This is a genomic window from Pantoea piersonii (genome assembly GCF_003612015.1).
Taxonomy (GTDB): domain Bacteria; phylum Pseudomonadota; class Gammaproteobacteria; order Enterobacterales; family Enterobacteriaceae; genus Pantoea; species Pantoea piersonii.
Map to the genome: position 1 here is coordinate 48,114 of NZ_RARB01000006.1, position 21,075 is coordinate 69,188.

At 58.0% G+C, this 21,075-nt stretch carries 18 protein-coding genes; 9 read left to right on the top strand and 9 right to left on the bottom strand.

Annotated features, from left to right (window positions below):
- Positions 1 to 155 precede the first annotated feature (155 nt).
- Positions 156 to 2,858: an HTH-type transcriptional regulator MalT gene (gene malT, locus D7S44_RS16340; RefSeq protein WP_120456623.1), complete on the top strand. Its 2,703-nt coding sequence runs from the start codon at positions 156 to 158 to the stop codon at positions 2,856 to 2,858.
- Positions 2,859 to 2,872: 14 nt separating this feature from the next.
- Here the strand turns inward: malT and D7S44_RS16345 are convergent, their stop codons facing one another.
- The 5 genes from D7S44_RS16345 to D7S44_RS16365 form a co-directional block, all read right to left on the bottom strand.
- Positions 2,873 to 3,421, bottom strand: coding sequence for a DUF1120 domain-containing protein (locus D7S44_RS16345; protein ID WP_147402117.1), 549 nt, complete (start codon positions 3,419 to 3,421; stop codon positions 2,873 to 2,875).
- The gene (locus D7S44_RS16350) at positions 3,418 to 5,748 is read right to left on the bottom strand and encodes a fimbria/pilus outer membrane usher protein (RefSeq protein WP_158591267.1); all 2,331 of its coding nucleotides are present in this window, start codon (positions 5,746 to 5,748) and stop codon (positions 3,418 to 3,420) included. The genes D7S44_RS16345 and D7S44_RS16350 overlap by 4 nt, the downstream gene beginning before the upstream one ends.
- Positions 5,749 to 5,783: 35 nt before the next feature.
- Positions 5,784 to 6,473, bottom strand: a complete 690-nt coding sequence (locus tag D7S44_RS16355; RefSeq protein ID WP_120456627.1) for a fimbria/pilus chaperone family protein — start codon at positions 6,471 to 6,473, stop codon at positions 5,784 to 5,786.
- A 64-nt stretch (positions 6,474 to 6,537) separates the two neighbouring features.
- Positions 6,538 to 7,230, bottom strand: a complete 693-nt coding sequence (locus D7S44_RS16360) for a DUF1120 domain-containing protein (protein WP_120456629.1) — start codon at positions 7,228 to 7,230, stop codon at positions 6,538 to 6,540.
- Positions 7,231 to 7,762: 532 nt separating this feature from the next.
- The gene (locus D7S44_RS16365; protein WP_120456631.1) at positions 7,763 to 9,202 is read right to left on the bottom strand and encodes a purine-cytosine permease family protein; all 1,440 of its coding nucleotides are present in this window, start codon (positions 9,200 to 9,202) and stop codon (positions 7,763 to 7,765) included.
- 250 nt (positions 9,203 to 9,452) lie between these two features.
- On the opposite strand from D7S44_RS16365, the gene rluF reads away from it, so the two are divergent.
- Positions 9,453 to 10,388, top strand: a complete 936-nt coding sequence (gene rluF / locus D7S44_RS16370) for a 23S rRNA pseudouridine(2604) synthase RluF (RefSeq protein WP_120456633.1) — start codon at positions 9,453 to 9,455, stop codon at positions 10,386 to 10,388.
- Here the strand turns inward: rluF and D7S44_RS16375 are convergent.
- Entirely contained in the window at positions 10,385 to 11,203 is an 819-nt protein-coding gene (locus D7S44_RS16375) for an arginase family protein (protein WP_120456634.1), read from the bottom strand. The genes rluF and D7S44_RS16375 overlap by 4 nt on opposite strands.
- A gap of 118 nt (positions 11,204 to 11,321) precedes the next feature.
- On the opposite strand from D7S44_RS16375, the gene D7S44_RS16380 reads away from it, so the two are divergent.
- The 3 genes from D7S44_RS16380 (at position 11,322) to D7S44_RS16390 (ending at position 13,567) form a co-directional block, all read left to right on the top strand.
- Positions 11,322 to 11,927, top strand: a complete 606-nt coding sequence (locus D7S44_RS16380) for a TetR/AcrR family transcriptional regulator (RefSeq protein WP_120456636.1) — start codon at positions 11,322 to 11,324, stop codon at positions 11,925 to 11,927.
- Positions 11,928 to 12,027: 100 nt separating this feature from the next.
- Positions 12,028 to 12,708, top strand: coding sequence for a type 1 glutamine amidotransferase domain-containing protein (locus D7S44_RS16385; protein WP_120456637.1), 681 nt, complete (start codon positions 12,028 to 12,030; stop codon positions 12,706 to 12,708).
- A gap of 103 nt (positions 12,709 to 12,811) precedes the next feature.
- Positions 12,812 to 13,567: an alpha/beta hydrolase gene (locus D7S44_RS16390; protein WP_120456639.1), complete on the top strand. Its 756-nt coding sequence runs from the start codon at positions 12,812 to 12,814 to the stop codon at positions 13,565 to 13,567.
- A gap of 49 nt (positions 13,568 to 13,616) precedes the next feature.
- Here D7S44_RS16390 and D7S44_RS16395 read toward each other — a convergent pair whose 3' ends face one another.
- Positions 13,617 to 14,366, bottom strand: a complete 750-nt coding sequence (locus D7S44_RS16395; protein WP_120456641.1) for a DeoR/GlpR family DNA-binding transcription regulator — start codon at positions 14,364 to 14,366, stop codon at positions 13,617 to 13,619.
- 80 nt (positions 14,367 to 14,446) lie between these two features.
- Here D7S44_RS16395 and D7S44_RS16400 point away from each other — a divergent pair, with 80 nt between their 5' ends.
- The 4 genes from D7S44_RS16400 to D7S44_RS16415 all read left to right on the top strand — a co-directional run bounded on the left by D7S44_RS16400 (position 14,447) and on the right by D7S44_RS16415 (position 16,862).
- On the top strand, positions 14,447 to 15,040 hold the full coding sequence (locus D7S44_RS16400; protein ID WP_120456642.1) for an NUDIX domain-containing protein: 594 nt from the start codon (positions 14,447 to 14,449) through the stop codon (positions 15,038 to 15,040).
- Positions 15,034 to 15,393, top strand: a complete 360-nt coding sequence (locus tag D7S44_RS16405) for an NUDIX hydrolase (RefSeq protein WP_120456645.1) — start codon at positions 15,034 to 15,036, stop codon at positions 15,391 to 15,393. The genes D7S44_RS16400 and D7S44_RS16405 overlap by 7 nt, the downstream gene beginning before the upstream one ends.
- Positions 15,394 to 15,678: 285 nt before the next feature.
- Positions 15,679 to 16,479, top strand: coding sequence for a glycoside hydrolase family protein (locus tag D7S44_RS16410; RefSeq protein ID WP_120456646.1), 801 nt, complete (start codon positions 15,679 to 15,681; stop codon positions 16,477 to 16,479).
- A complete protein-coding gene (locus tag D7S44_RS16415; RefSeq protein ID WP_120456648.1) occupies positions 16,476 to 16,862 on the top strand; it encodes a hypothetical protein in 387 nt (128 codons plus the stop codon). Before D7S44_RS16410 ends, D7S44_RS16415 begins: the two co-directional genes overlap by 4 nt.
- Here D7S44_RS16415 and D7S44_RS16420 read toward each other — a convergent pair.
- Together D7S44_RS16420 and tssH are read right to left on the bottom strand one after the other, a co-directional pair.
- Positions 16,859 to 18,418, bottom strand: coding sequence for a serine/threonine protein kinase (locus D7S44_RS16420; protein ID WP_120456650.1), 1,560 nt, complete (start codon positions 18,416 to 18,418; stop codon positions 16,859 to 16,861). The two genes, D7S44_RS16415 and D7S44_RS16420, sit on opposite strands and share 4 nt — an antisense overlap.
- Positions 18,415 to 21,045 (bottom strand): type VI secretion system ATPase TssH, encoded by a 2,631-nt coding sequence (gene tssH, locus D7S44_RS16425; protein WP_120456651.1) that lies wholly within the window; start codon positions 21,043 to 21,045, stop codon positions 18,415 to 18,417. The genes D7S44_RS16420 and tssH overlap by 4 nt, the downstream gene beginning before the upstream one ends.
- Between the last annotated feature and the right edge of the window lie 30 nt (positions 21,046 to 21,075).

Genomic DNA, 21,075 nt, shown 5'->3' on the forward strand with positions numbered 1-21,075 from the left:
TGAAAGCGGCGCAGTAGTGTGATTACACTCGCTTTTGTTAAGGCTGCCTTACAGGTTTGCTTGCATTCACTCATCGAATCGCTGAACGTGTATGAAGATTAATTACGAAGCGTAAAAAAATGATGCGCTAAACGTTAATGGAGAAGCGTGCGCCCATGTTAATACCCTCGAAACTCAGTCGACCCGTTCGCCTTGAAAGCACCGTCACCCGCGATCGCCTGCTGCAAAAGCTCACCGCAGCGGCCAACTATCGGCTGGTTTTGATCACCAGCCCGGCGGGTTACGGCAAAACCACGCTGGTATCCCAGTGGGCGGCGGATAAAAAGGAGCTGGGCTGGTATTCATTAGACGAGGGCGACAATCAGCCGGAGCGTTTTGCTGATTATCTTATCGCGGCGCTGCAACAGGCGACGCAGGGGGGCTGCCGTCGCAGCGAAACGCTGGCGCAAAAGCGGCAGTACGTTAACCTCAACGCGCTGTTCGCCCAGCTGTTTATTGAGCTGACCGAATGGCGGCAGCCGCTCTGGCTGATTATTGATGACTATCATCACATCACTAATCCCGCGATCCATGAGGCGATGCGTTTTTTTCTGCGCCATCAGCCCGACAACCTTACGCTGGTGGTGCTGTCGCGCAATCTGCCGCAGCTCGGCATCGCCAATCTGCGCGTGCGCGAGCAGCTGCTTGAACTGGGCAGTCAGCAGCTGGCGTTTACCCATCACGAAGCGAAGCAGTTTTTTGACCGTCGGCTGAGCGCGCCGCTCGCCACCGAGGAGAGCGGACGCCTGTGCGACGATGTCGCGGGCTGGGCGACCGCGCTGCAGCTGATCGCGCTCTCTGCGCGTCAGGGCGGCGGCTCGGCGCAGGATTCCGCCCGACGGCTCTCCGGCATCAACGCCAGCCACCTTGCCGACTATCTGGTGGAAGAGGTGCTGGATAATGTCGACGACGCGACGCGTCATTTTCTGCTGAAGACCGCACTGCTGCGCTCCATGAATGATGCGCTCGTCGCCAGCGTGACGGGTGAAGCCAACGGGCGCATGCGGCTGGAGGAGATTGAGCGGCAGGGACTCTTCCTGCAGCGTATGGATGATTCAGGACAGTGGTTCAGCTATCACCCGCTGTTTGGCTCTTTTTTGCGCCAGCGCTGTCAGTGGGAGCTGGCAGCCGAGCTGCCTGCGGTGCATCGCGCGGCAGCCGAAAGCTGGGTGGCGCAGGGATTTCCCGGCGAGGCGATTGGTCATGCGCTCGCCTCCGGCGATGTCGATATGCTGCGCGACGTGCTGCTGGAGCACGCCTGGACGCTGTTTAATCAGAGCGAACTGGCGCTGCTGGAGACCTCCCTTAAGGCGCTGCCCTGGACGATGCTGCTGGAAAATCCCAGGCTGGTGCTGCTGCAGGCCTGGCTGATGCAGAGCCAGCATCGCTTTTCTGAAGTCAACCTGCTGCTGGCGAAGTTCGAGCAGGCGTGCAACTGCGAGATCGATGCGGCGCTGCAGGGCGAATTCAACGCCGTGCGCGCACAGGTGGCGATCAACGACGGCAACACCGAAGAGGCGGAGCGGCTTGCCCAGCTGGCGCTGGAGACGCTGCCTGAAACCCGTCGCTACAGCCGCATCGTCGCTACATCGGTGCATGGCGAAGTGATGCACTGCAAAGGCGAGCTGAGTCGTTCGCTGGCGCTGATGCGTCAGACCGAACATATGGCGCGGCGAGATGAAGCCTGGCACTACGTGCTCTGGAGTCTGATCCAGCAAAGCGAAATCCTTTTCGCGCAGGGATTCCTGCAGGCCGCCTGGGAGATTCAGGAGAAAGGGTTCGTGCTGGTGGGCGAGCAGCATCTGGCGCAGTTCCCGCTACACGAGTTTTTGCTGCGCATTCGCGCCCAGCTGATGTGGGCGTGGGGCCGGCTGGACGAGGCGGAGCAGGCGGCGCGTGAAGGAATGAAAGTATTGAAAGGCTACCCGCCGCAGCAGCAGATCCAGTGTCTGGGGCTGCTGGTGCAGTGCTCGCTGGCGCGCGGCAATCTGGATAACGCGCGCAGCTATCTTAACCGTCTGGAAAATCTGCTGAACAACGGCAGCCTGCACAGCGACTGGATCGCTAACGCCGACAAAGTCAGAGTGATCTACTGGCAGATGACGGGCGATGCGCAGAGCGCCAGCCACTGGATGCGGCATACCGCCAAGCCCGCCTTTGCCAATAATCACTTCTTACAGGGACAGTGGCGCAACGTGGCGCGGGCGCAGATCCTGCAGGGAAATCTCACTCAGGCGGAAGTGGTGCTTGAAGAGCTCAACGAGAACGCACGCGCGCTGCGCCTGATGAGCGATATGAACCGCAACCTGCTGCTGCTCAATCAGATTTACTGGCAGACCGGGCGTAAAGCCGAAGCGCAGCGCACGTTAATCGAAGCCCTGAAGCTGGCGCGCAGCACCGGCTTTATCAGCCACTTTGTTATTGAAGGCGAGATCATGGCGCAGCAGCTGCGTCAGCTTATTCAGCTCAACACGCTGGAGGAGCTGGATAACCATCGCGCGCGCCGCATCCTCAATGAGATCAACAAATACCATCGCCATAAGTTTGCCCATTTCGATGAGGGCTTCGTCAGCCGCTTACTGAATCATCCTGACGTGCCGGAGCTGATCCGCACCAGTCCCCTTACGCAGCGCGAATGGCAGGTACTGGGCCTGATCTACTCCGGCTACAGCAACGATCAAATCGCCAGCGAGCTTGATGTCGCCGCTACCACCATTAAAACCCATATCCGTAACCTCTATCAGAAGCTGGGCGTGACCCAGCGCGCCGACGCGATGCATCAGGCGCAATCGATGTTGAAAATGATGGGTTACGTATAGCTGCGTCCCTGGCTTTAACTGTCGTCGCCTGAAACAAAGCTGCCGTTGAGTTGCCAGCTCTCCTGCTCATTCACGTTGGTCGCGTCGGCGGACATCCAGGCGGCGATCGTCACTTTAGCGCGCATAACCCTGCCTGTGGCGGGACGGCCATCCTGCCAGAAGGTCAGCACGGCTCCCGGCGTAAAGGCCATTTCGTTCTCCTCTTTGCCCGCGTTGCCGATTTTCGCCTGACGATCGTCGATAAAGAGATCGTGCAGCAGCAGCGTCGCCCGGCCCGAGGCGCCAAAGCGGTAACTGCCGCTCTCTTTTGCTGGTCCGATAAACTGCAGCGTCAGCCGGGCAGGGCGATCGCAGGTCATGAGAATATCCAGATCGCGCGGTTCTCCGACGCGTAGCTCGCTGTCGGAGAGCCGGTTGCCCGACCTTGTCAGCAGTTCGCCGCGGGTAACCGGAGCATAAATAATCTGCGCGTCGCTGAGCTGGAGCTGGCACGCTGCGCTGGCGTCTGCAGCGGCAAGCAACCCAGCCGCCAGCGTCAGGGAAAGAAGTAGAAGTTGTTTCACGTTACACATCTCGCAGAAAGGGAGGCATAAAGGGCGCCTGGGCCCGCAACCCATGGCGAAGTCAGCGTGATAACGCAACGCTTTCCGTCTGACCGCTGCGCGTAAAGCCTGTCGTCAGGCAGATCGTCGAAAAAGATCGTGCCGTCTTCGTTAACAAATGCCAGCAGCAGCCCTTTTTCATCTTTTACGGCGCTGCCCGGCGCGGGCTTTTCATTGGCAGGAAAGCTCAGCAGCGTGCGACGCACGGTGAAAGCGGGAAGCGTCACAGGAACAACAGCGCCGCGGTAGGGCAAGACGTCAATAATGCCGCCAGGAACCTGAACATTTTTCGGCAGGCTTGTCGGGTTGATGTGCACCGTATTCTTCTGCCAGGGCATCCATGATGAAATGGCATAGCCGCCGCGGTCGCTCCACACGGCGCCGGCGGGCGTCCGCATCTCGACGTCCGGCAGGGCATTGTTGAGTGAAATAACGCTAAACGTATCGCCCACGCTACGCGGCGTGAAGGTCAGCCCTTCGCTATGCAGCACCGCGCCGCCGCGCGCGCCAGCATTGAAGCTGGTGCTGGTATCGCTGCGGGACGCGCCGCCGCTTAGCTGGGTATATTTACTTGTCCAGCTGGCCGATCCAGCCAGAGAGGGATCGTCGCGCTGATTTTTCTCGCTCGACAGGCTCCATGCGAATTTATCGTTCAGGCTTTGATCGTAGCCGATGCCGCCCTGGGATCTCCCGTCATTGCTGTTAATCCAGCCGCGCAGGCTGCGGTTTTCTCCCAGCGGCAGCGAAAAACTGAGATAAGCGTAACGATTATCATAATGACGCCGATCGCTTGTCAGCCGGTTTTTCTGTACGCCCAGGTTGACGTTGACCTTGCCAAAGGCGCGTCCCCATGCCTGCGTATACCCCAGCATATCGCCGCCTTGCCAGCTGCGGGCCTGACTGCCGGTAAACGAGAAAACGCCCAGCCAGTCATGGCTGTAACTCACGCCTGCCGCATATTGCGATTTGATTTGCCCGGTTTCTGCGGCGGTTTTATGAGAGGACCAGGAGCTGCTGGTATCAACATAGTTACGGCTGCGGGTATTCATTGAGGCGGTCAGCGAGAGTCGCTGAGTCACGGGATAAATCAGCCCGGCCTGATGATTAAGTCCCTGCTTTCTTCCTTCGCTGTCTGCGCCTTTATGCGCAAGGGACCAGGTCTGCGACAGGGTCGCCAGCAGGTATTCGGAAAGCCGTACAGAGGCGCGCCAGCCTCCTGCCTGATAGGCTTCGCTTACCAGCCCGCCAACGCCAACCGCCATCCTCGGATGCTGAAAAATGCCCGTTGACCCCAACAGCAACGGATATTTCTCTTGCGTCAAACGCAGCTGTCCCAGCGCCAGAGAGGTCCCCATATCAAGCAGGAGCGTTTCCGGCATCGCCTGGATAACGGGAAAGGTTTGCTGTTGTTGATTACCGCTCTCATCGCGAATGATGATAACAAAATCATCCTGATGATTAAGCGCAGGTATCCTGCTCAGTCTGTTCATACCGGCAGTGACGGTAAAGGTTTTTAGCAAAACGTTGCCCTGCCAGACTTCAGCGCTGCCTGCCTGGGGAATAAGCACGTTGAGACTGACAAGATTCATGCCGCCATTTTGGGTGGCGCGTTCCGGCACGATTTGTGCGCCGGTCAGCGTAATGCCTGAGAAGAGAGCGTCGCTGGAGATAATTTCACCGACCTGTATAACCGACGCCCAGGCCGGAACCGATCGCTGCCCGTAGCTGTAAAGGCGGGTGAAGGTGTTTTGATTATCAAGCGCCGAATAGCTCTGCCCGCTGCGAAGGATCCAGTGGCTGATATTCGCGCCGACTTCTGACGTCAGCGATTGAGAATGATGGTTTTCGCCGCTACGGCTCTGAAACTGATAGTGTCTGGCATCGTAATTAACGATAGCCGCCTTGCCGCCGGTCGCATACTGTACCTCCCGCAGCAGGCTGCTAACGGGGACCTGTAGCTGCAAACGGCTACGCCTGACCTCTTCTTTGATGTTTATTTTACTGCTCGCCAGTGGCTTCAGGCAGGCAGGTCTGTATCCATCAAAGCTGAGCGAATCGATGCCCAGCTTGCGCAGCAGCGCCTCGTTCCAGCAGGGCGAGCCAGCGCTGTCAAAAATAAGCCGATACACGCCTTTATTTTTCCCGTTGACGCTAATATTCACGGCGTTCTCGCCGGGAAAGAAATGTGCTCCAGCCTCAAACAACGCCGCTGCGCTGGGATCATAACCAAGCGATGCGAGCATCTCTCTGTCATATTTTACCGTCGCCGCCGCGCTGGCTGAGGTCATAACCGCAGCGACAGCTGTTAAGATAACTGTTCTCATCATCTTGGTTTCAGCCTTAGTTCATAAGGCGCGGTCAGAATGCCAAACCGGGTGACGGGATGGAGCCGGATGGTTTGCGGGTAACTGGCGCCTTGAGGCAGCGCAAGCGTGAGGGTTTCGTTTGGCAAAATATACGTTTTTGGCAATTCCACCTTTGTTTTGCCTGGCAACAGATCGACCTGCGTCGTCAGTCTGACAACATAGCGCGTTGGGTTTTTAATAGTGAGCGACGTGCCGGCACGCTGGGATATTAACCCTTGCCATGGCGAGGTATTCAGCGGCAGGCTCGCCGGAGAGAGAATGACGGGAATATTCTGACCAATAGTCACGCGCGCGCGGTTATTTTTGCCGTCGTCAATGGGAACGGTGGTGAAATTAATACGCTGCATGGTTTGGCTGGCTAATTTAACGCCATCCTTCAACACTACTCGCACCTGCTGCTTATTTCCGCCGTCGACCCGCACAAGTTGCGGCGTGATTATTAATTTATTTACAGGATCTTCAGGAATAGTCTGCAAACTGCTGTGCAGTAAGGCTGTACAGCAGTCTGTATTTTCAACATCGATAGTCGCCTCACGATTTTCATCATCAATAAACACCACCGGAACCTGAGGTTTCATACCCGCCGCAATAGCGCTGGAAGAGAATAAAAAGAGAAGGGCAATAATAAATCGGTTTTTAAGTAGCATAGGATTAGCATCATTTAAAAAAAATAAGCGAAGGCAATAAGCCTTCGCAAAAAGAAACTAATAATCAGATATAGACAACAGAGAACGTCACGTTGCCGTCAATGTTGATCGCTTCGCCTCCCGGATACTGAGAGCTTTTCTTCAGAACAATCGCCGGGGTGATCGTATAGCTGGCATTGGTCACCGCCGCAGGCGTACTGGCGCTGGCGCTAGTCGCAAGGGAGAAATAACCGTTTTTCTCTAAAGAAAACCTTTTACTTGGTGAAACAGTAAGAACATTCCAGGTTATTTTATCGCTGCTTGTGAGCACATTGCTACTGGCTGCGCCGTTCAGTTTCGCCTCGCTCAGACTCAATTGCAGAAAGCCGACTTTTTTATCTGTGCTGTGCGTACCAATTCCAAAGAGAGAGGCATTAGTTGTAGCGGTCCCCATGTTCACGCCCATATCGCTTTGCACTTCCGCCGTGGTCATTGCGCTGGCGGCGCGGTTGTCAGTTACCTGAACCGCGACGGCAGTAGCCCCACTGCAGGCCAGATCCAGGGTAAGCGGGTCGCCCATTTTTGAGTTAATCGGCTGCGTCAGGCTTGCAGCGGAAATAGTTGAAAAGTCAAAAGATGCAGCGCTCAGCGAAATATCACAGGCCGTCGGTTGAATGGAACCTTTTACAGCCAGCGTGGCAGTGGTCGCAGCAAAACCTGCAAAACTCGCCGTTCCCAACGCTACAGAAATAACAGAGGATAAAATAATCTTGCGCATAGTATTCCTTTCTTTATTAAAGACTCCCGTACGAAAGGGTCATAAAAATAATATCGATTTAAAAACTTAATATTATGACCTCGCGTTAAACCTGAATATGCTGCGAAACATAAAAGGCTAAAAACATGTTTCGCAACGTTTTTATAACGATATGACGTTAATCGTTAAGGTAATTCAGGTTTCAAGGCATGATAACATTTGAAAACGGTCGGGATACCCAGTGCAGGCCATAATCCACTCCCGCATTAGAAAGGAAGTAATGATGAAGTTAATTAATTGTACCTTTCCTTATTAAAGGGACGTATAAAGGGAAAACAACGCCGCCAGGGCAACAGATGATTAACAAGCAGAGCCAGATGAGGATATATTTAGAGAGCGGAACAGGCAGATTCAGAAATTTGCTGGTTTACACTTTATGCTAACCTGCCATCTTATTCGCCCCGTTTGGCGCCTGCGCCGAATAATTAAAACCAGGCCCGATGGGGCCTGGTTCTTTCACTAAAGCAGAAAAGAATAAAACGATCGCTGGTCGCTAGAGGCTTGTCCGCGTCGGATAAACCGTTTCTGTTAATACGCCGCGACGGTCGAAACGCCTCATGCCCAGCCACAGCAGCGCCGTAGCGAACCAGCCTATGATCCAGGAGACATCATTCCCGGCGAAGATCCAGGTCAGCGAGCCATGGTGCAGCGGGTTGTCGATAAACGGCAGCTGGATCAGGACGCCAATAAAGTAGGTCGCAATACCCGGCCAGTTCCAGCGGCCATACCGTCCGTCAGGCTGCGACAGCGCGGGGATATCAATATGGCCTTTGGTGATCAGGTAAAAATCGGTCAGGCTGATGGCGCTCCAGGGTACGAAAAACGCCAGCAGGAACAGCAGGAAATGGGTAAAGGACTTGAGGAAAGCGGGCTCGCTGACCAGCGCGATAACGCAGGCGATCGCCACCATCAGCACCACAAAGCTAATCCGTCCGCGCTGGCTCAGAGAGGTCTGGCGACTGAAGCCGGAAACAATCGTGGTCAGCGACATAAAGCTGCCGTAGGCATTCAGCGTGGTAAAGGTAATCTTGCCGAAGCAGATAGCGAAATAGATCACCATCGCCATAGTGGCGCTGCTGCCTAATCCAACGATATAGCCGACCTCATTGCCGGAAAACGCGCTGCCCGCGATGGCCGCGACGATAACGCCGAGCGTCATTGAGGCCTGCGTGCCCAGCACGGTGCCGAAAAACACGGAGCCGAACAAGCGCCTGGCGGACACATCTTCCGGCAGGTAGCGCGAATAGTCAGAGACGTAGGGACAAAATGCGATCTGCCATGAGGACGAGAGGGAGACGGCGAGTAAAAAGGTGGAGAAGGCGAAGTGGCGGTTCTGCCAGACCTGCGTCAGGTCGTGCGTCGACAGCAGCGTGATAAACAGATAGAGGAAAGCGAGCACGCCAATAACGCTCGCGACTTTACCCAGCTTATGGATCACCCGGTAGCCCAGTACCGCAATCACCACAATAATCAGGCTGAACAGGATCATACCGGCGGCATTATTGATGTGCAGCAGCTTCGCCATCGCCTGGCCGGCGAGCACCGTGCCGCTGGCGGAGAAGCCGATATACATAATGCACACCAGCACCAGCGGGATCACCGCGCCGAACACGCCAAACTGGATGCGGCTGGTGATCATCTGCGGCAGGCCCAGACGCGGCCCCTGTACGGCGTGCAGCGCCATTACCGCCGCGCCGATAATCTGGCCGACAAGCAGGCCGATCAGCGACCAGATCACATCGCCGCCCAGTACCACGGCGAGCGCGCCGGTCACAATAGCCGTAATTTGCAGGTTGCCGCCAAACCATAGCGTGAACTGACTGAACGGATGTCCGTGGCGTTCGCGGTGGGGAATAAAATCAATCGATCGGGTTTCAGAAAGCCGCTTGCTCTCGCTGTCCGAACGCTCTGTTGCAGGAAGTTCCGCTGACATAGTTTCCTCGCTAAGCTGGGTTGTTAGTTATTATCTGCCCTTTGTTAACCGTTGTGATGCAAGATGTATATACATGTACGGATGTTGTCATGCGGCTGTAAAACTTACAAGGCGGCGGGTCATTGGAAATTGTGATGGCGCTGGCAAGCCTGACATCAGGAACAGGAGAAAAGAAAGCGGGAATATGCTACATAAGCGCACTCCGCCGTCGTGATAAACGGGGCAGGTTGAGAAGAACGGGCTAACCTGCATGAAGCGCAGGATTTACCCGCAAGATTATTGTATAGTCCGCGCTTTTTGGAGGTTTCCCTTGCTTAACTCATCCACACGCCTGAACAAATACATCAGCGAAAGCGGTATCTGTTCACGCCGCGACGCCGATCGCTATATCGAACAGGGCAACGTGTTTATCAACGGCAAACGTGCCGCTGTCGGCGCGCAGGTCTTTCCGGGTGACAGCGTCAAGGTAAACGGCCAACTGATCGAGCCGCGCAGCGAAGAGAATCTGGTGCTGATTGCGCTGAACAAGCCGGTCGGCATTATCACAACGATGGAAGAGGGCGAGCGCGACAATATCCGCGACTTCGTCAACCACAGCGAACGCATCTTCCCCATTGGCCGCCTGGACAAAGATTCCCAGGGGCTGATCTTCCTGACTAACAACGGCGATCTGGTCAACAAGATCCTGCGTGCGGGCAATAACCATGAGAAAGAGTATGTGGTGACCGTGGATAAGCCGATCACCGACGAGTTTATCGTCGGCATGGGCGCAGGCGTGCCGATGCTCGGCACCGTGACCAAAAAATGCAAGGTGGTCAAAGAGTCCGCTTTCGTGTTTCGCATTACGCTGGTGCAGGGCCTGAACCGCCAGATTCGCCGCATGTGCAAGCACTTCGGCTTTGAGGTGACGAAGCTGGAGCGCACGCGCATCATGAACGTTAACCTCAAAGGCATCCCGCTGGGCGAATGGCGCGATCTTACCGACGACGAACTGGCTGAGCTGTTTAAGCTGGTCGAAAACTCCTCCTCCGAGGATAAACCCGCGAAGAAAAAAACGCCGGCCAAAAGCAGCGCGGTGAAAAAGCCGGTAATCAGCAGCGCGCCGAAGAAAAGCGAAAAGAGCGATGAGCGCGCAGGCAACCGCAAACGCTTTACCCAGCCAGGACGCAAAAAGAAAGGACGTTAAAGCCTTCTCCACAAGGGCGTCAGCGCCTCAAGGAGCGGTTCGGGCGACACCGGCGCGCCGCCCGACCGCCAGGCGTGCTGGAACTCCGCAATCTCAATGCCTGAAAAGGGACTCTCTGCGAGCGCGTCACAGCAGGCGGAGAGATCCGCCAGCGTCAGGCCGCCTTCGGAGCGGTAATCCGTCGGGACGATGCCCGGTTCCAGCACGTCGCAGTCCAGATGCAGATAAACCGGCCGGCCAGCCACCGCTTTTCGCAGGCGTTCCGCAACATCGGGTCCGGGCGCAATCAGCGGGATGTTGTGCTGCGCGATCAGATCCTTTTCAAAGGGGTCCAGATCGCGCTGGCCGACCAGCACCAGCTGATCGAGACGCAGCCCGCTTCCCAGCCCGGAAAGCCACAGCCCGGCGGGCCCCGAGAGTGCCAGGCCGCCCAGAAAACCTGAGGTAGACGATTCAGGCGTATTGAGATCGCCATGGGCGTCAAACCACAACACACAGGCGTCAGGATGATATTTCGCCAGCGCAGGCAGGGTCGCCAGCGAGACGGCGCAGCGGCTGGTGGCGGCCACGGAGATCGCCCCGGCGCTGAAAATCTGTTCAAAGCGGGCGCGCATCGCCTGCAAATCGGGCAGCGCTGCCGTCAGCGCTTCACGCCAGTCCGCTTTGGTCGCCGCCGCGGGGGAGCCGATAACCACCGGCGTAGCGCCGCTGCGTTGCGCCAGTTGTTCGCCGATAGCTTTTGCGCCCGGTATCGCCAAATCGTTGTGGTCGCCAGCGACGCCCTGAAAAATCGTACAGGCCACTTTTCTTTTCATCACCTATATCCTTGATTAAAAAGCCGTTTAACGCTTTACCGCGATACGTGATAGAGTAGACGCAAAAAAATCACCATTACCTCTAGACGACCGGTCTAATAAAGGCTATCTTTATCCCATGAACACAGTCGCTCACAAACACAGAGAAGACATCCGCGAACATATTCTTGCGACAGGCCAACGCATTATGGCCAGCAAAGGATACTCGGCTGTCGGTCTCAACGAGATCCTGACCGAAGCAGGCGTGCCGAAAGGCTCTTTCTATCACTACTTTGGTTCGAAAGACGCTTTTGGCGTCGCCATGCTGGAAAGCTATTTTGAAGAGTATCTCGCCAGTATGGATAAGACGCTGGGCCAGCCTAACTGCACGATGCAGCAAAGGCTTATGCATTACTGGCAACAGTGGCAGGATACGCAATCTTTTCAGGACTGCCAGGGTAAATGTCTGGCCGTCAAGCTGGGCGCTGAAGTCGCCGATCTCTCTGAGGCGATGCGGCAGACCCTGCAAAAGGGAACAGCCGGGATCGTAGCACGTCTGACTGACGCCATTGAGGCGGGTGTAGCGGAAGGTTCGCTCCATATCGAACAGAAGCCAGACGTTGTGGCGGAAAGTCTTTATCAGCTCTGGCTGGGTGCCAGCGTGATGGTCAAGATTGTTCGCAACAAGCAGCCCTTTGAGTCAGCCATGGTGCTGACGCAGCAAAGTCTTAACGCTGCCTCCTGAGGAGGCAGCACAACAGGTCGGAGACGGCTTTTTTTTATCAGCAAAATCTAGACGACTGGTCTACTATTTAAATGTCACATTCACAACGCGGAGAACGGATATGAAAGTACTTATGGTTTTGACCTCACACGATCGGCTGGGCGATACCGGACGTAAAACCGGCTTCTGGCTGGAAGAGCTGGCCGCGCCTTACTACGCCTTCAAAGATGCTGGCGCCGATATTACCCTGGCCTCGCCGAAAGGCGGCAACCCGCCGCTGGATCCAAAAAGCAATGAGCCCGATTTCCAGACAGAGCTGACGCATCGCTTTGAAGCGGACGCGGAAGCCAACGCGCAGCTGGCGTCGACGGTGCGCCTGGATAGCGTTTCCGCCGCTGATTTCGACACGGTGTTCTATCCGGGCGGCCACGGCCCGTTATGGGACCTGGCGGAAGACAGTCACTCAATCGCCCTGATTGAACGCTTTATCGAAGCAGGCAAACCCGTTGCGCTGGTCTGTCATGCGCCAGGCGTACTGCGCCATGTGAAAACCTCAGCAGGCCGTCCGCTGGTCGAGGGCAAAAAAGTCACCGGCTTCGCCAACAGCGAAGAGGAAGGCGTTGGCCTGACGAACATCGTGCCTTTCCTGGTGGAAGACGAGCTGATCGCCAAAGGGGGCCTCTATTCTAAAGGCGAAGACTGGGGGTCGTATGTCGTTCAGGATGGCCTGCTGATCACCGGCCAGAACCCGGGCTCTTCGGCGGCAACGGCGGCGCAGCTGCTGAAAACGTTAGCTAAATAATCGCTTAGCCTGCGGCGGCGCGCCGCCGCAGAATCGACTAATTCACTGTCCCGGCAGAGCGAAAGCGTGCGACGGCCGTTTCCAGACCTGATGAGAGAAGAGAATAATGAAAAAATCTTTTGCTGCGCTGGCGTTCAGCCTGGCGGTCTCTGCTTATGCGCAAAGCGCGCTGGCCGAGCCGGTTAAAAATGTAGTGCTGGTGCATGGCGCCTTTGCCGACGGTTCCGGCTGGGATCCGGTGGCGCGTATTCTGGATAAAGATGGCTATAAGGTCGCTATCGTGCAGGAGCCGCAAACCTCGCTGGCCGACGATGTCGCCGCAACCCGACGCGTACTGGCTCAGCAGAGTGGCAAAACATTGCTGGTCGGACACAGCTACGGCGGCATGATCATCAGCGATGCGGGAAACAGCCCGTCGGTGGCCGGTCTGGTATACGTCGCGGCGTTTCAGCCTGACAAGGGCGAAAGTCTGCTCAGCCTGGCGGGCAAGTACCCGCCGGCGGGCAAGGCGATCGCTGAAACGCCGGATCACTTTCTCTTTATCAAACCTGAGAAATTCCGCGCCGATTTCGCCGCGGATCTCCCTGCCGAACAGGCCGCAATGATGGCGCGCGCCCAGGTGATGCCTGCGGTCGCCGCGTTTAATAGTGCTGCCGGGCAGCCCGCCTGGCGCGTCAAGCCGAGCTGGGCCATCGTCGCCACTCAGGATCGCTCCATCAATCCTCAACTGGAGCGCTTTATGGCGACGCGCGCCCACAGTAAAACATCTGAGGTTGAGGGCAGCCATGCGATTTACGCCTCACAGCCGGCGAAAATCGCCGCGGTTATCGAACGCGCGGCGCAGCAGCTGTCACAGTAACGTTTCATAGAGCAGACGGCGGGCGCAACGAGCGACGCCCGCCGCCTGCTCAGATAACCGCAATCTGCTTTTGTGCCAGCAGTTCACGCATCTCCGCATCCGGCTCGCCGTCGACCACCAGCGTGCTGGCCAGCGTCAAATCGCCGATGGCAAATGCCGAGGCTGAATTCATTTTCTCCTGCGAAACCATCACCACCGTTTCCGACGCGCGCGCCGCCAGTGCCCGTTTAACCCCTGCCTCTTCGTAGTTGCCGGTGGTTAATCCCGCGCTTTTGTGTACGCCCGTCACGCCCATAAAAAAGAGATCGGCATTGATGCGCGCCACGGACTCCAGCACTGATGCGCCGACCGCGACCACGGAATGACGATAGAGCAGGCCGCCAATCATAATCACCTCGACCTGAGGATAATCGACCAGCGCCATGGCGATGCTCGGGCTGTGGGTCACGGCAGTAAACGCCAGATCCAGTGGCAGCTGGCGCACCATCGCCTCAGTGGTCGTGCCACCGTCAATAATCACGACCTGCCCCGGCTGAATAAGCCCGACCGCTTTTTGCGCGATGAGCCTTTTTGAGCCTGTTTGCACGTTTTTGCGTGTTTCAAACGGGGCGACTGCGGCTGAAACCGGCAGCGCGCCGCCGTGTACGCGCTGTAGCAACCCTTCTGCCGCCAGCTCCCGCAGATCGCGCCGAACAGAGTCTTCTGAGACGTTAAATCGCTGGCTCAGCTCGCTGGACATGACCTGTTTCTCTGCGGCAAGGATCGCCAGAATCTGCTGTTTGCGCTGTGAACTCAGCATAATTACAACCTTTGTTTTTTCTTGATATTGCACGATTGTGCATGATAGCGTGCTTTCTGTCACTACCTTGAGGAGAAAACATGCAGCCGAAAATACGCCATATGCGTGAGCAACTGTTATCCGATAACTGGTACACGCTAAAGAAATATACCTTTGAACAGCAGCGCGCCGATGGCAGCTGGCAGGAGCAGAGCCGCGAGGCCTACGATCGCGGCAATGGCGCCGTGATCCTGCTCTACAACCGCGCGAAAAAGCACGTGGTGCTGACCCGACAGTTTCGCCTGCCAGTCTATATCAACGGCCACAACGGCTATTTGATCGAGGCGGCGGCGGGTCTGCTTGATAACGCTTCGCCAGAAGCGCGCATTAGGGCAGAAGCGGAAGAGGAGACGGGCTTCCGGGTCACGCAGATTGAAAAGGTGCTGGAAGCCTACATGAGCCCCGGCTCGGTGACGGAAAAACTCTATTTTTTCATTGCCGAATACAGCGACAGCGATCGCCGCGGCGCTGGCGGCGGACTGGCGGAAGAAGGCGAAGAGATCGACGTGCTGGAATGGCCTTTCAGCGGCGCGCTGGAGGCGGTACGCAGCGGCGAGATTGAGGATGCGAAAACCATCATTTTGCTGCAGTACCTGGCGCTCAACGACATTTTTCAGGAGAAAAATCGATGCTGATTCTGATTGCAGGACCGGTTCGCAGCGGCACGAATGGCGACCAGGCGTTGATTCACGCCAACCTTGAGAAGATGAACCGTATGGCGCTGGCGATCTATCAACGCGGCCATACGCCTGTTATCGGCGAGTGGCTGGCGCTGCCGCTGGCCGCCACCGCCGGATCTACGCGCATCGGCGACGAGATCAGCGAGGCTTTTCTCTATCCGGTCGCGCATCGCTTAATCGCCTGCTGCGACGCTATTCTGCGCATGCCTGGCGCGTCGAAGGGTGCCGATAATGATGTTCGCCTCGGCCAGTCGCTGGGGCTGCAGATTTTCACCTCACCAGAGAGCCTTCCTGCCGCAGAGGCGTGATCGCGTGGGAAATAGCGTCCAAACCAGGCAGAGGCAAAAGCATTTTCAGGAGATTCCTGGAGACAATTAATTAAACATCCCCATCGACATTGTTGAAGAGAAATATCAACAGGCGCGGCTGGCGAAATTAATGCACGCCGCATTCGCTCTATTTTCCCGCCGATTAAAAGGGGATAAAAAGTTAAATTTCATCTGGCTGTCATACGTTGCGGATAAAGTCAGGCGTTGCGGATCAGTTTGCGCCGCACGCGTCTGGCAAACCTTTCTGATATTAACGGATCTCAGATGGAAACCATAACTTCCCCGGTAGGTAAGGGTGCGGTCAACCGGCCTCAGGATGTCGTCGTCGTGCAAAAATTACTGCGTGAAAACGGCTTCCCTGCGCTCAGGGTCGACGGAATCTGCGGCAGTAATACCCTTAAAGCCATTATCGATTACCAGAAACGTCTTTATCATCTGCCCGACGGGATAGTGACGCCAGGCAGGAAAACGTTGCAGCACCTGACGCAAAACGCCTCGCCGCCGTGCGGGCCGCAGGGCGCGACCAGCACGAACCGGCAGGGCACGCGGCGCCAGCCGCGCCAGATACTGCCCAGCTACCGCTGCCTGCGCCTGCTGATGCAGTATGAGCAGCTGCACACCTTGCCCTACGATGACCAGACCTCCATGACTATCGACAGCTGGACCAGCGGCGCCACCATCGGTTACGGTCACTGGATAAGCCGTAAGAGCGATTTTGCGCAATATAAAGAAGGAATTTCAGAGAGCGACGCCGAGGCATTATTCGCGCGCGATCTGAAACCCTTTATTGCGACGGTGCGCGACTATGTGAAGGTGGATTTAACCCAGAACGAATTTGACGCGTTATTAATCTTCGCGTTCAATATCGGCAGCAGAGACGATCGGCATCATGCGGGATTTTACTACTCCACCGTTTTGAAAATAATAAACGGTGAGTCAGGCGAAAACCTTGATAACGCCTGGATGCGTTATACGCTTTCGCACGGCAAACCGATGCGCGGGCTAATTAACCGGCGAAAAAGCGAACTGAAGGTATACCACGAAGGAGTTTATCTAAAAATATGAAAAAGCTGATGGCGCTATGTCTGCTGGCCTGCTCATTTCACTCTCTGGCGCAGGATAATAAGCCCTTTTTCCAGAGCAAAAGCTATAACGTCTATCTCTCCCTGGGGAAATGCACCGCCGAGGATATTGAGTGCGACCAGGTCACCTACCATGCGGTGAATAAAAATAATCACCACCAGCTGACCCTGAAAGGCTCGACGCTGAATATCGGGCCGTCGCGCGACTTTCGCGGCTATATCTTCCGCCAGGCGCCCTACACCTACGTGCTGGCTCCGGCGGAAGAGGGCAGCAGCGATAACAGCGCCTGGTTCCTGCAGGTTACCAAAACCACACCGCACGGCGACGATGTGGTTTTCCGGGAAAACGGCAGCGTCAGTCGTTAAGGCGTAAAGCGCTCAGGCACCTTAACCAGCCAGGTGCCAGCCTGCGTAATCTCCAGCTGTTGCGTCCAGTTTTGCTCGCCTCGCTTCACCGCCAGCTGATAATGGCCCGGCGCCAGCCGTAGCAGTCGCGGCTCGTCAGCGGTGGCAGCGGGCTGCGCCTCGCCGTCAAGAAAGAGAGCGTCGTCCTTCTGAAGATTCAGATAGACGCGCGCCTGGGCGACAGGCGGCTTCGCAGCCGGTGCCGGTAGCGGCGCAGGCGCAGGCGTCGATGATGGCGCGGAGGCAGCGGCCAGCGATGACGCGGGCGCAGGTCTGGGCGGCGGCGTGGCAGCGGGCGAAGCGGGAGTCGCCACAGCGGCCACCGCAGGTTCGCGCGGCGCGGGCCGGGCGACCAGCCAGACCACCACAGCGGCGAGGCCCGCGGCCGCCGCGGCCGCCAGTATCAGCGGACGGCGCGCGGCGCTTTTTCTTCCTGGCTGCACGCTCACCGACTGCGCGGCATCAGGCACCGCAGGCACCGCAGGCACCGCAGGCACCGCAGGCACCGCAGGCACCGCAGGCACCGGCAGCAGGGTGTCAGGGGACGCCGCCACCGGCAACGTTGCCGGGAGCGACGCCGTCGGGGTGGGGATCGCCTCAGGGACAGATGCCGTTTCACGTTCGGCAAGGTCGCGGTCGAGGCTCATCAGCCGCGCCGCCAGCGCCTGAATGCTCTGCGGACGATCTTCGGGCTGCAGCTGCAGCATCTCATCGATCAGCTGCAACAGCGACAGAGAGAAGCCCGGCGGCTGGCGCTGCGCCAGCGGCTGATAGTTATTGCTGATCAGCCGCACGACGCTGACCGGCGGCGGTTCGCCAGCGACCAGCATATGCAGCACCGCGCCGAGGGCGTAGATATCGGTCCAGGGCCCCTGGTCGCCATCGCGTCCCTCGCTGTACTGTTCAATCGGCGCATAGCCGGGCTTGAGCATAATCTCGGTTTTATCGGTGAGATGGCCAATCTCTTTGCATGCCGAGCCAAAGTCGAGCAGCACCGGCAGCATGTTCTCCTGAATCTGAATATTATCCAGCGCGATATCGCGATGCAGATAGCCGTTGTCGTGCAACGTGCGCAAGGCGCTGAGCAGCGGCGGCAGCAGCGAGCGGATCCATGTTTCGTTCACCAGCTGCGGCTCTTTCTGATAGCGGTTTTTCAGGGTGTCGCCGCTGTAAAACTCCGTGACCATATAGGCAGTATCGTTATCCTGCCAGAAGCGCAGCACATGGAGCAGGCCGGGATGGGAGAAACGCGCCAGGATGCGCGCCTCCTGAATAAAGCTGTTCATACCGGCCTGAAATACAGCGACGAAGCGCTCGCTGCGCAGCTGCAGATGCAGGTTCTCCCCGCGCACCGCCATTGAGGCGGGCATATACTCCTTGATCGCCACCCGGCGCTCCAGCTGGTGATCCCAGGCGCTGTAGACGATGCCGAAGCCGCCTTCGCCAATCACCTGCTCAATTTCAAACTCATTAAAGCGATAGCCCTGCGGCAACGCCTGTGAACGGTTGTCGCTCATTGAGAAATTCCCGCCTGTTCCTCGCTGAAGTGGTAGCTGAACTGCGGATGCGCATAGCTGACCCGCAGTGCGCTCCACTGCTGTTTCTCCAGCGTCGCGGTCAGCAGCCGCTCGCTGATCTGCGGCAGCAGCGTCTGGGTCAGGATAGCGTCAACCATGCGCCCGCCCGATTCGGTTTCCTGACAGCGGCTGGCGATCTGCTGCGCCACCTCCGGCGCAAACTCCGCCTGAATGCGGTGATGCGTCAGCAGCCGCTGGCGGATCTGCTCCAGGCGCATCCCGACGATACGCATCAGCATCGCGTCGCTGAGCGGATAGTAGGGGATCACCGTCAGTCGCCCAAGCAGCGCCGCCGGGAACGCCTGGCGCAGCGGCGGGCGCAGCATCGCGGTCAGCGCCTCCGGCTCCGGCAGCAGACTCTCATCGGCGCACAGCCCCTCGATCAGCTCGCTGCCGATATTGGAGGTAAGGATAATGACGCAGTTACGGAAATCGATATGGCGGCCTTCGCCATCCTCCATCCAGCCCTTATCGAACACCTGGAAAAAAAGCTCGTGCACGTCGGCATGCGCTTTTTCAATCTCATCCAGCAGCACCACGCTGTAGGGACGGCGACGTACCGCCTCGGTCAGCACGCCGCCTTCGCCGTAGCCGACATAGCCCGGCGGCGCGCCTTTCAGCGTCGAGACCGTATGCGCTTCCTGGAACTCGCTCATATTAATGGTGATCAGGTTCTGTTCGCCGCCGTAGAGCGCCTCCGCCAGCGCCAGCGCCGTTTCGGTTTTGCCCACGCCGGAGGGTCCGCACAGCAGGAAAACGCCGGTGGGCTTATGGGGATCGTCGAGGCGCGCGTGCGCGGTGCGAATGCGGTGCGCAATGGCGGCCAGCGCGTGAGGCTGGCCGACAACGCGCCGCGCCAGCGCTGCGGGCAGATTGAGCACCGATGCCGCCTCGTCGCGCAGCATGCGGCCGAGCGGAATGCCGGTCCAGTCGGCGACCACGGCGGCGACGACGCTGGCGTCCACCGCCGGGAAGATCAGCGGCGCATCGTCCTGCAGTTGCTGAAGCTGCCGCTGCGCCTCGCTGAGACGGGCGCGCAGCGCCGGATCGTCCTGCGCCGCCGCCAGCTGCTCCGCCCGCAGCGCGATAAGCTGGCGCACCAGCGCCAGCTCCTGTTCACAGCGCGGCTGCAGATCGGCAAACCGCTGCGCCACCTGCGCCAGCGCCGCCTCCGCTTTCGCCAGACGTTCTACGGCGTCAGCCTGATTCAGCCGCGCTTCGCGCCGCGCGATCTCCGCTTCAAGCGTCAGCGCCTCCTGTTGACGCCGCAGCGCCACCAGCGTCGGCGGTTCGCCATGCAGGCTGACGGCGACGCGCGCGCAGGCGGTATCAAGCAGCGCGATCGCCTTATCCGGCAGCTGGCGGGCGGGAATATAGCGATGCGACAGGCGTACCGCGCTTTCCACCGCTTCATCCAGCAGCAGCACCTGATGATGCTGTGACAGCGTCACGGAAAGGTGGCGCAGCATCTGAATCGCCTTCTCCTCGTCCGGCTCGGCGACCTGAACTGGCTGAAAGCGGCGCGTCAACGCCGGATCTTTCTCGATATATTTTTTATATTCCGCCCATGTCGTCGCGCCGATAGTGCGCAGCTGACCGCGCGCCAGCGCAGGCTTCAGCAGGTTGGCGGCGTCGCCGGTTCCCTGCTGGCCGCCCGCGCCGATCAAGGTGTGTATTTCGTCGATAAACAGCACCACCGGCACCGGACTGGCCTGAACCTGAGCGATGACCCCTTGCAGACGGCTTTCAAATTCGCCCTTAACCGACGCACCCGCCTGCAGCAGCCCGATGTCGAGCAGCCAGAGCTGCACCTGCTGCAGGGGCGGCGGCACCGATCCCGCCGCGATGCGCATCGCCAGCCCTTCCGCCAGCGCGGTTTTGCCCACGCCCGCCTCGCCGGTCAGCAGGGGATTGTTCTGGCGGCGGCGCAGCAGAATATCGACCATCTGCCGGATCTCGTCGTCGCGGCCAACGACCGGATCGATATCGCCTTTGCGCGCCAGCGCGGTGAGATCGCGGCCATAAAGCGCCAGAAAATTTTCACTGCCGTGCCCCGGCGACTGCGGCGCGGCGGAGTCGGCCAGCGCCTCTTCGTCGGAACCCGCCACGCAGCGGGCGAAGTCGCTCAGCAGCAGGGTGCTGTCGATGCGCTCAAACTGCGGAGAGATCGCCAGCAGCACATGGCGCAGGGCGAAGGTTTTCAGCAGCGCCAGCAGCAGATGGCCGCCGCGAATGCGGCTGTGGCCGAAGCTCAGCGAGCAGTAGACCCAGCTGCGCTCGACGGCGTTGTCGATATGCTCGGCAAGATCGGAGATGGTTCCCGCGCCGCGCGGCAGGCGGTCGAGCGCCGCCACTATCTCGCTCGCCAGCTGCGACTCATTCAGCCCGAAGCGGGCAATAAGCCGCTGCAGATCGCTGTTGGGCAGCTGCATCAGCTGATGCAGCCAGTGCACCAGCTCGACATAGGGATTGCCGCGCAGCTTACAGAACGCGGTGGCGCTCTCCAGCGCGGTAAAGAGCGGCGAATTCAGTTTGCTAAACAACTCAGAGCGACGAATATCAGACATGATGTTCCTTAACAAAAGTAACGAAAAAGT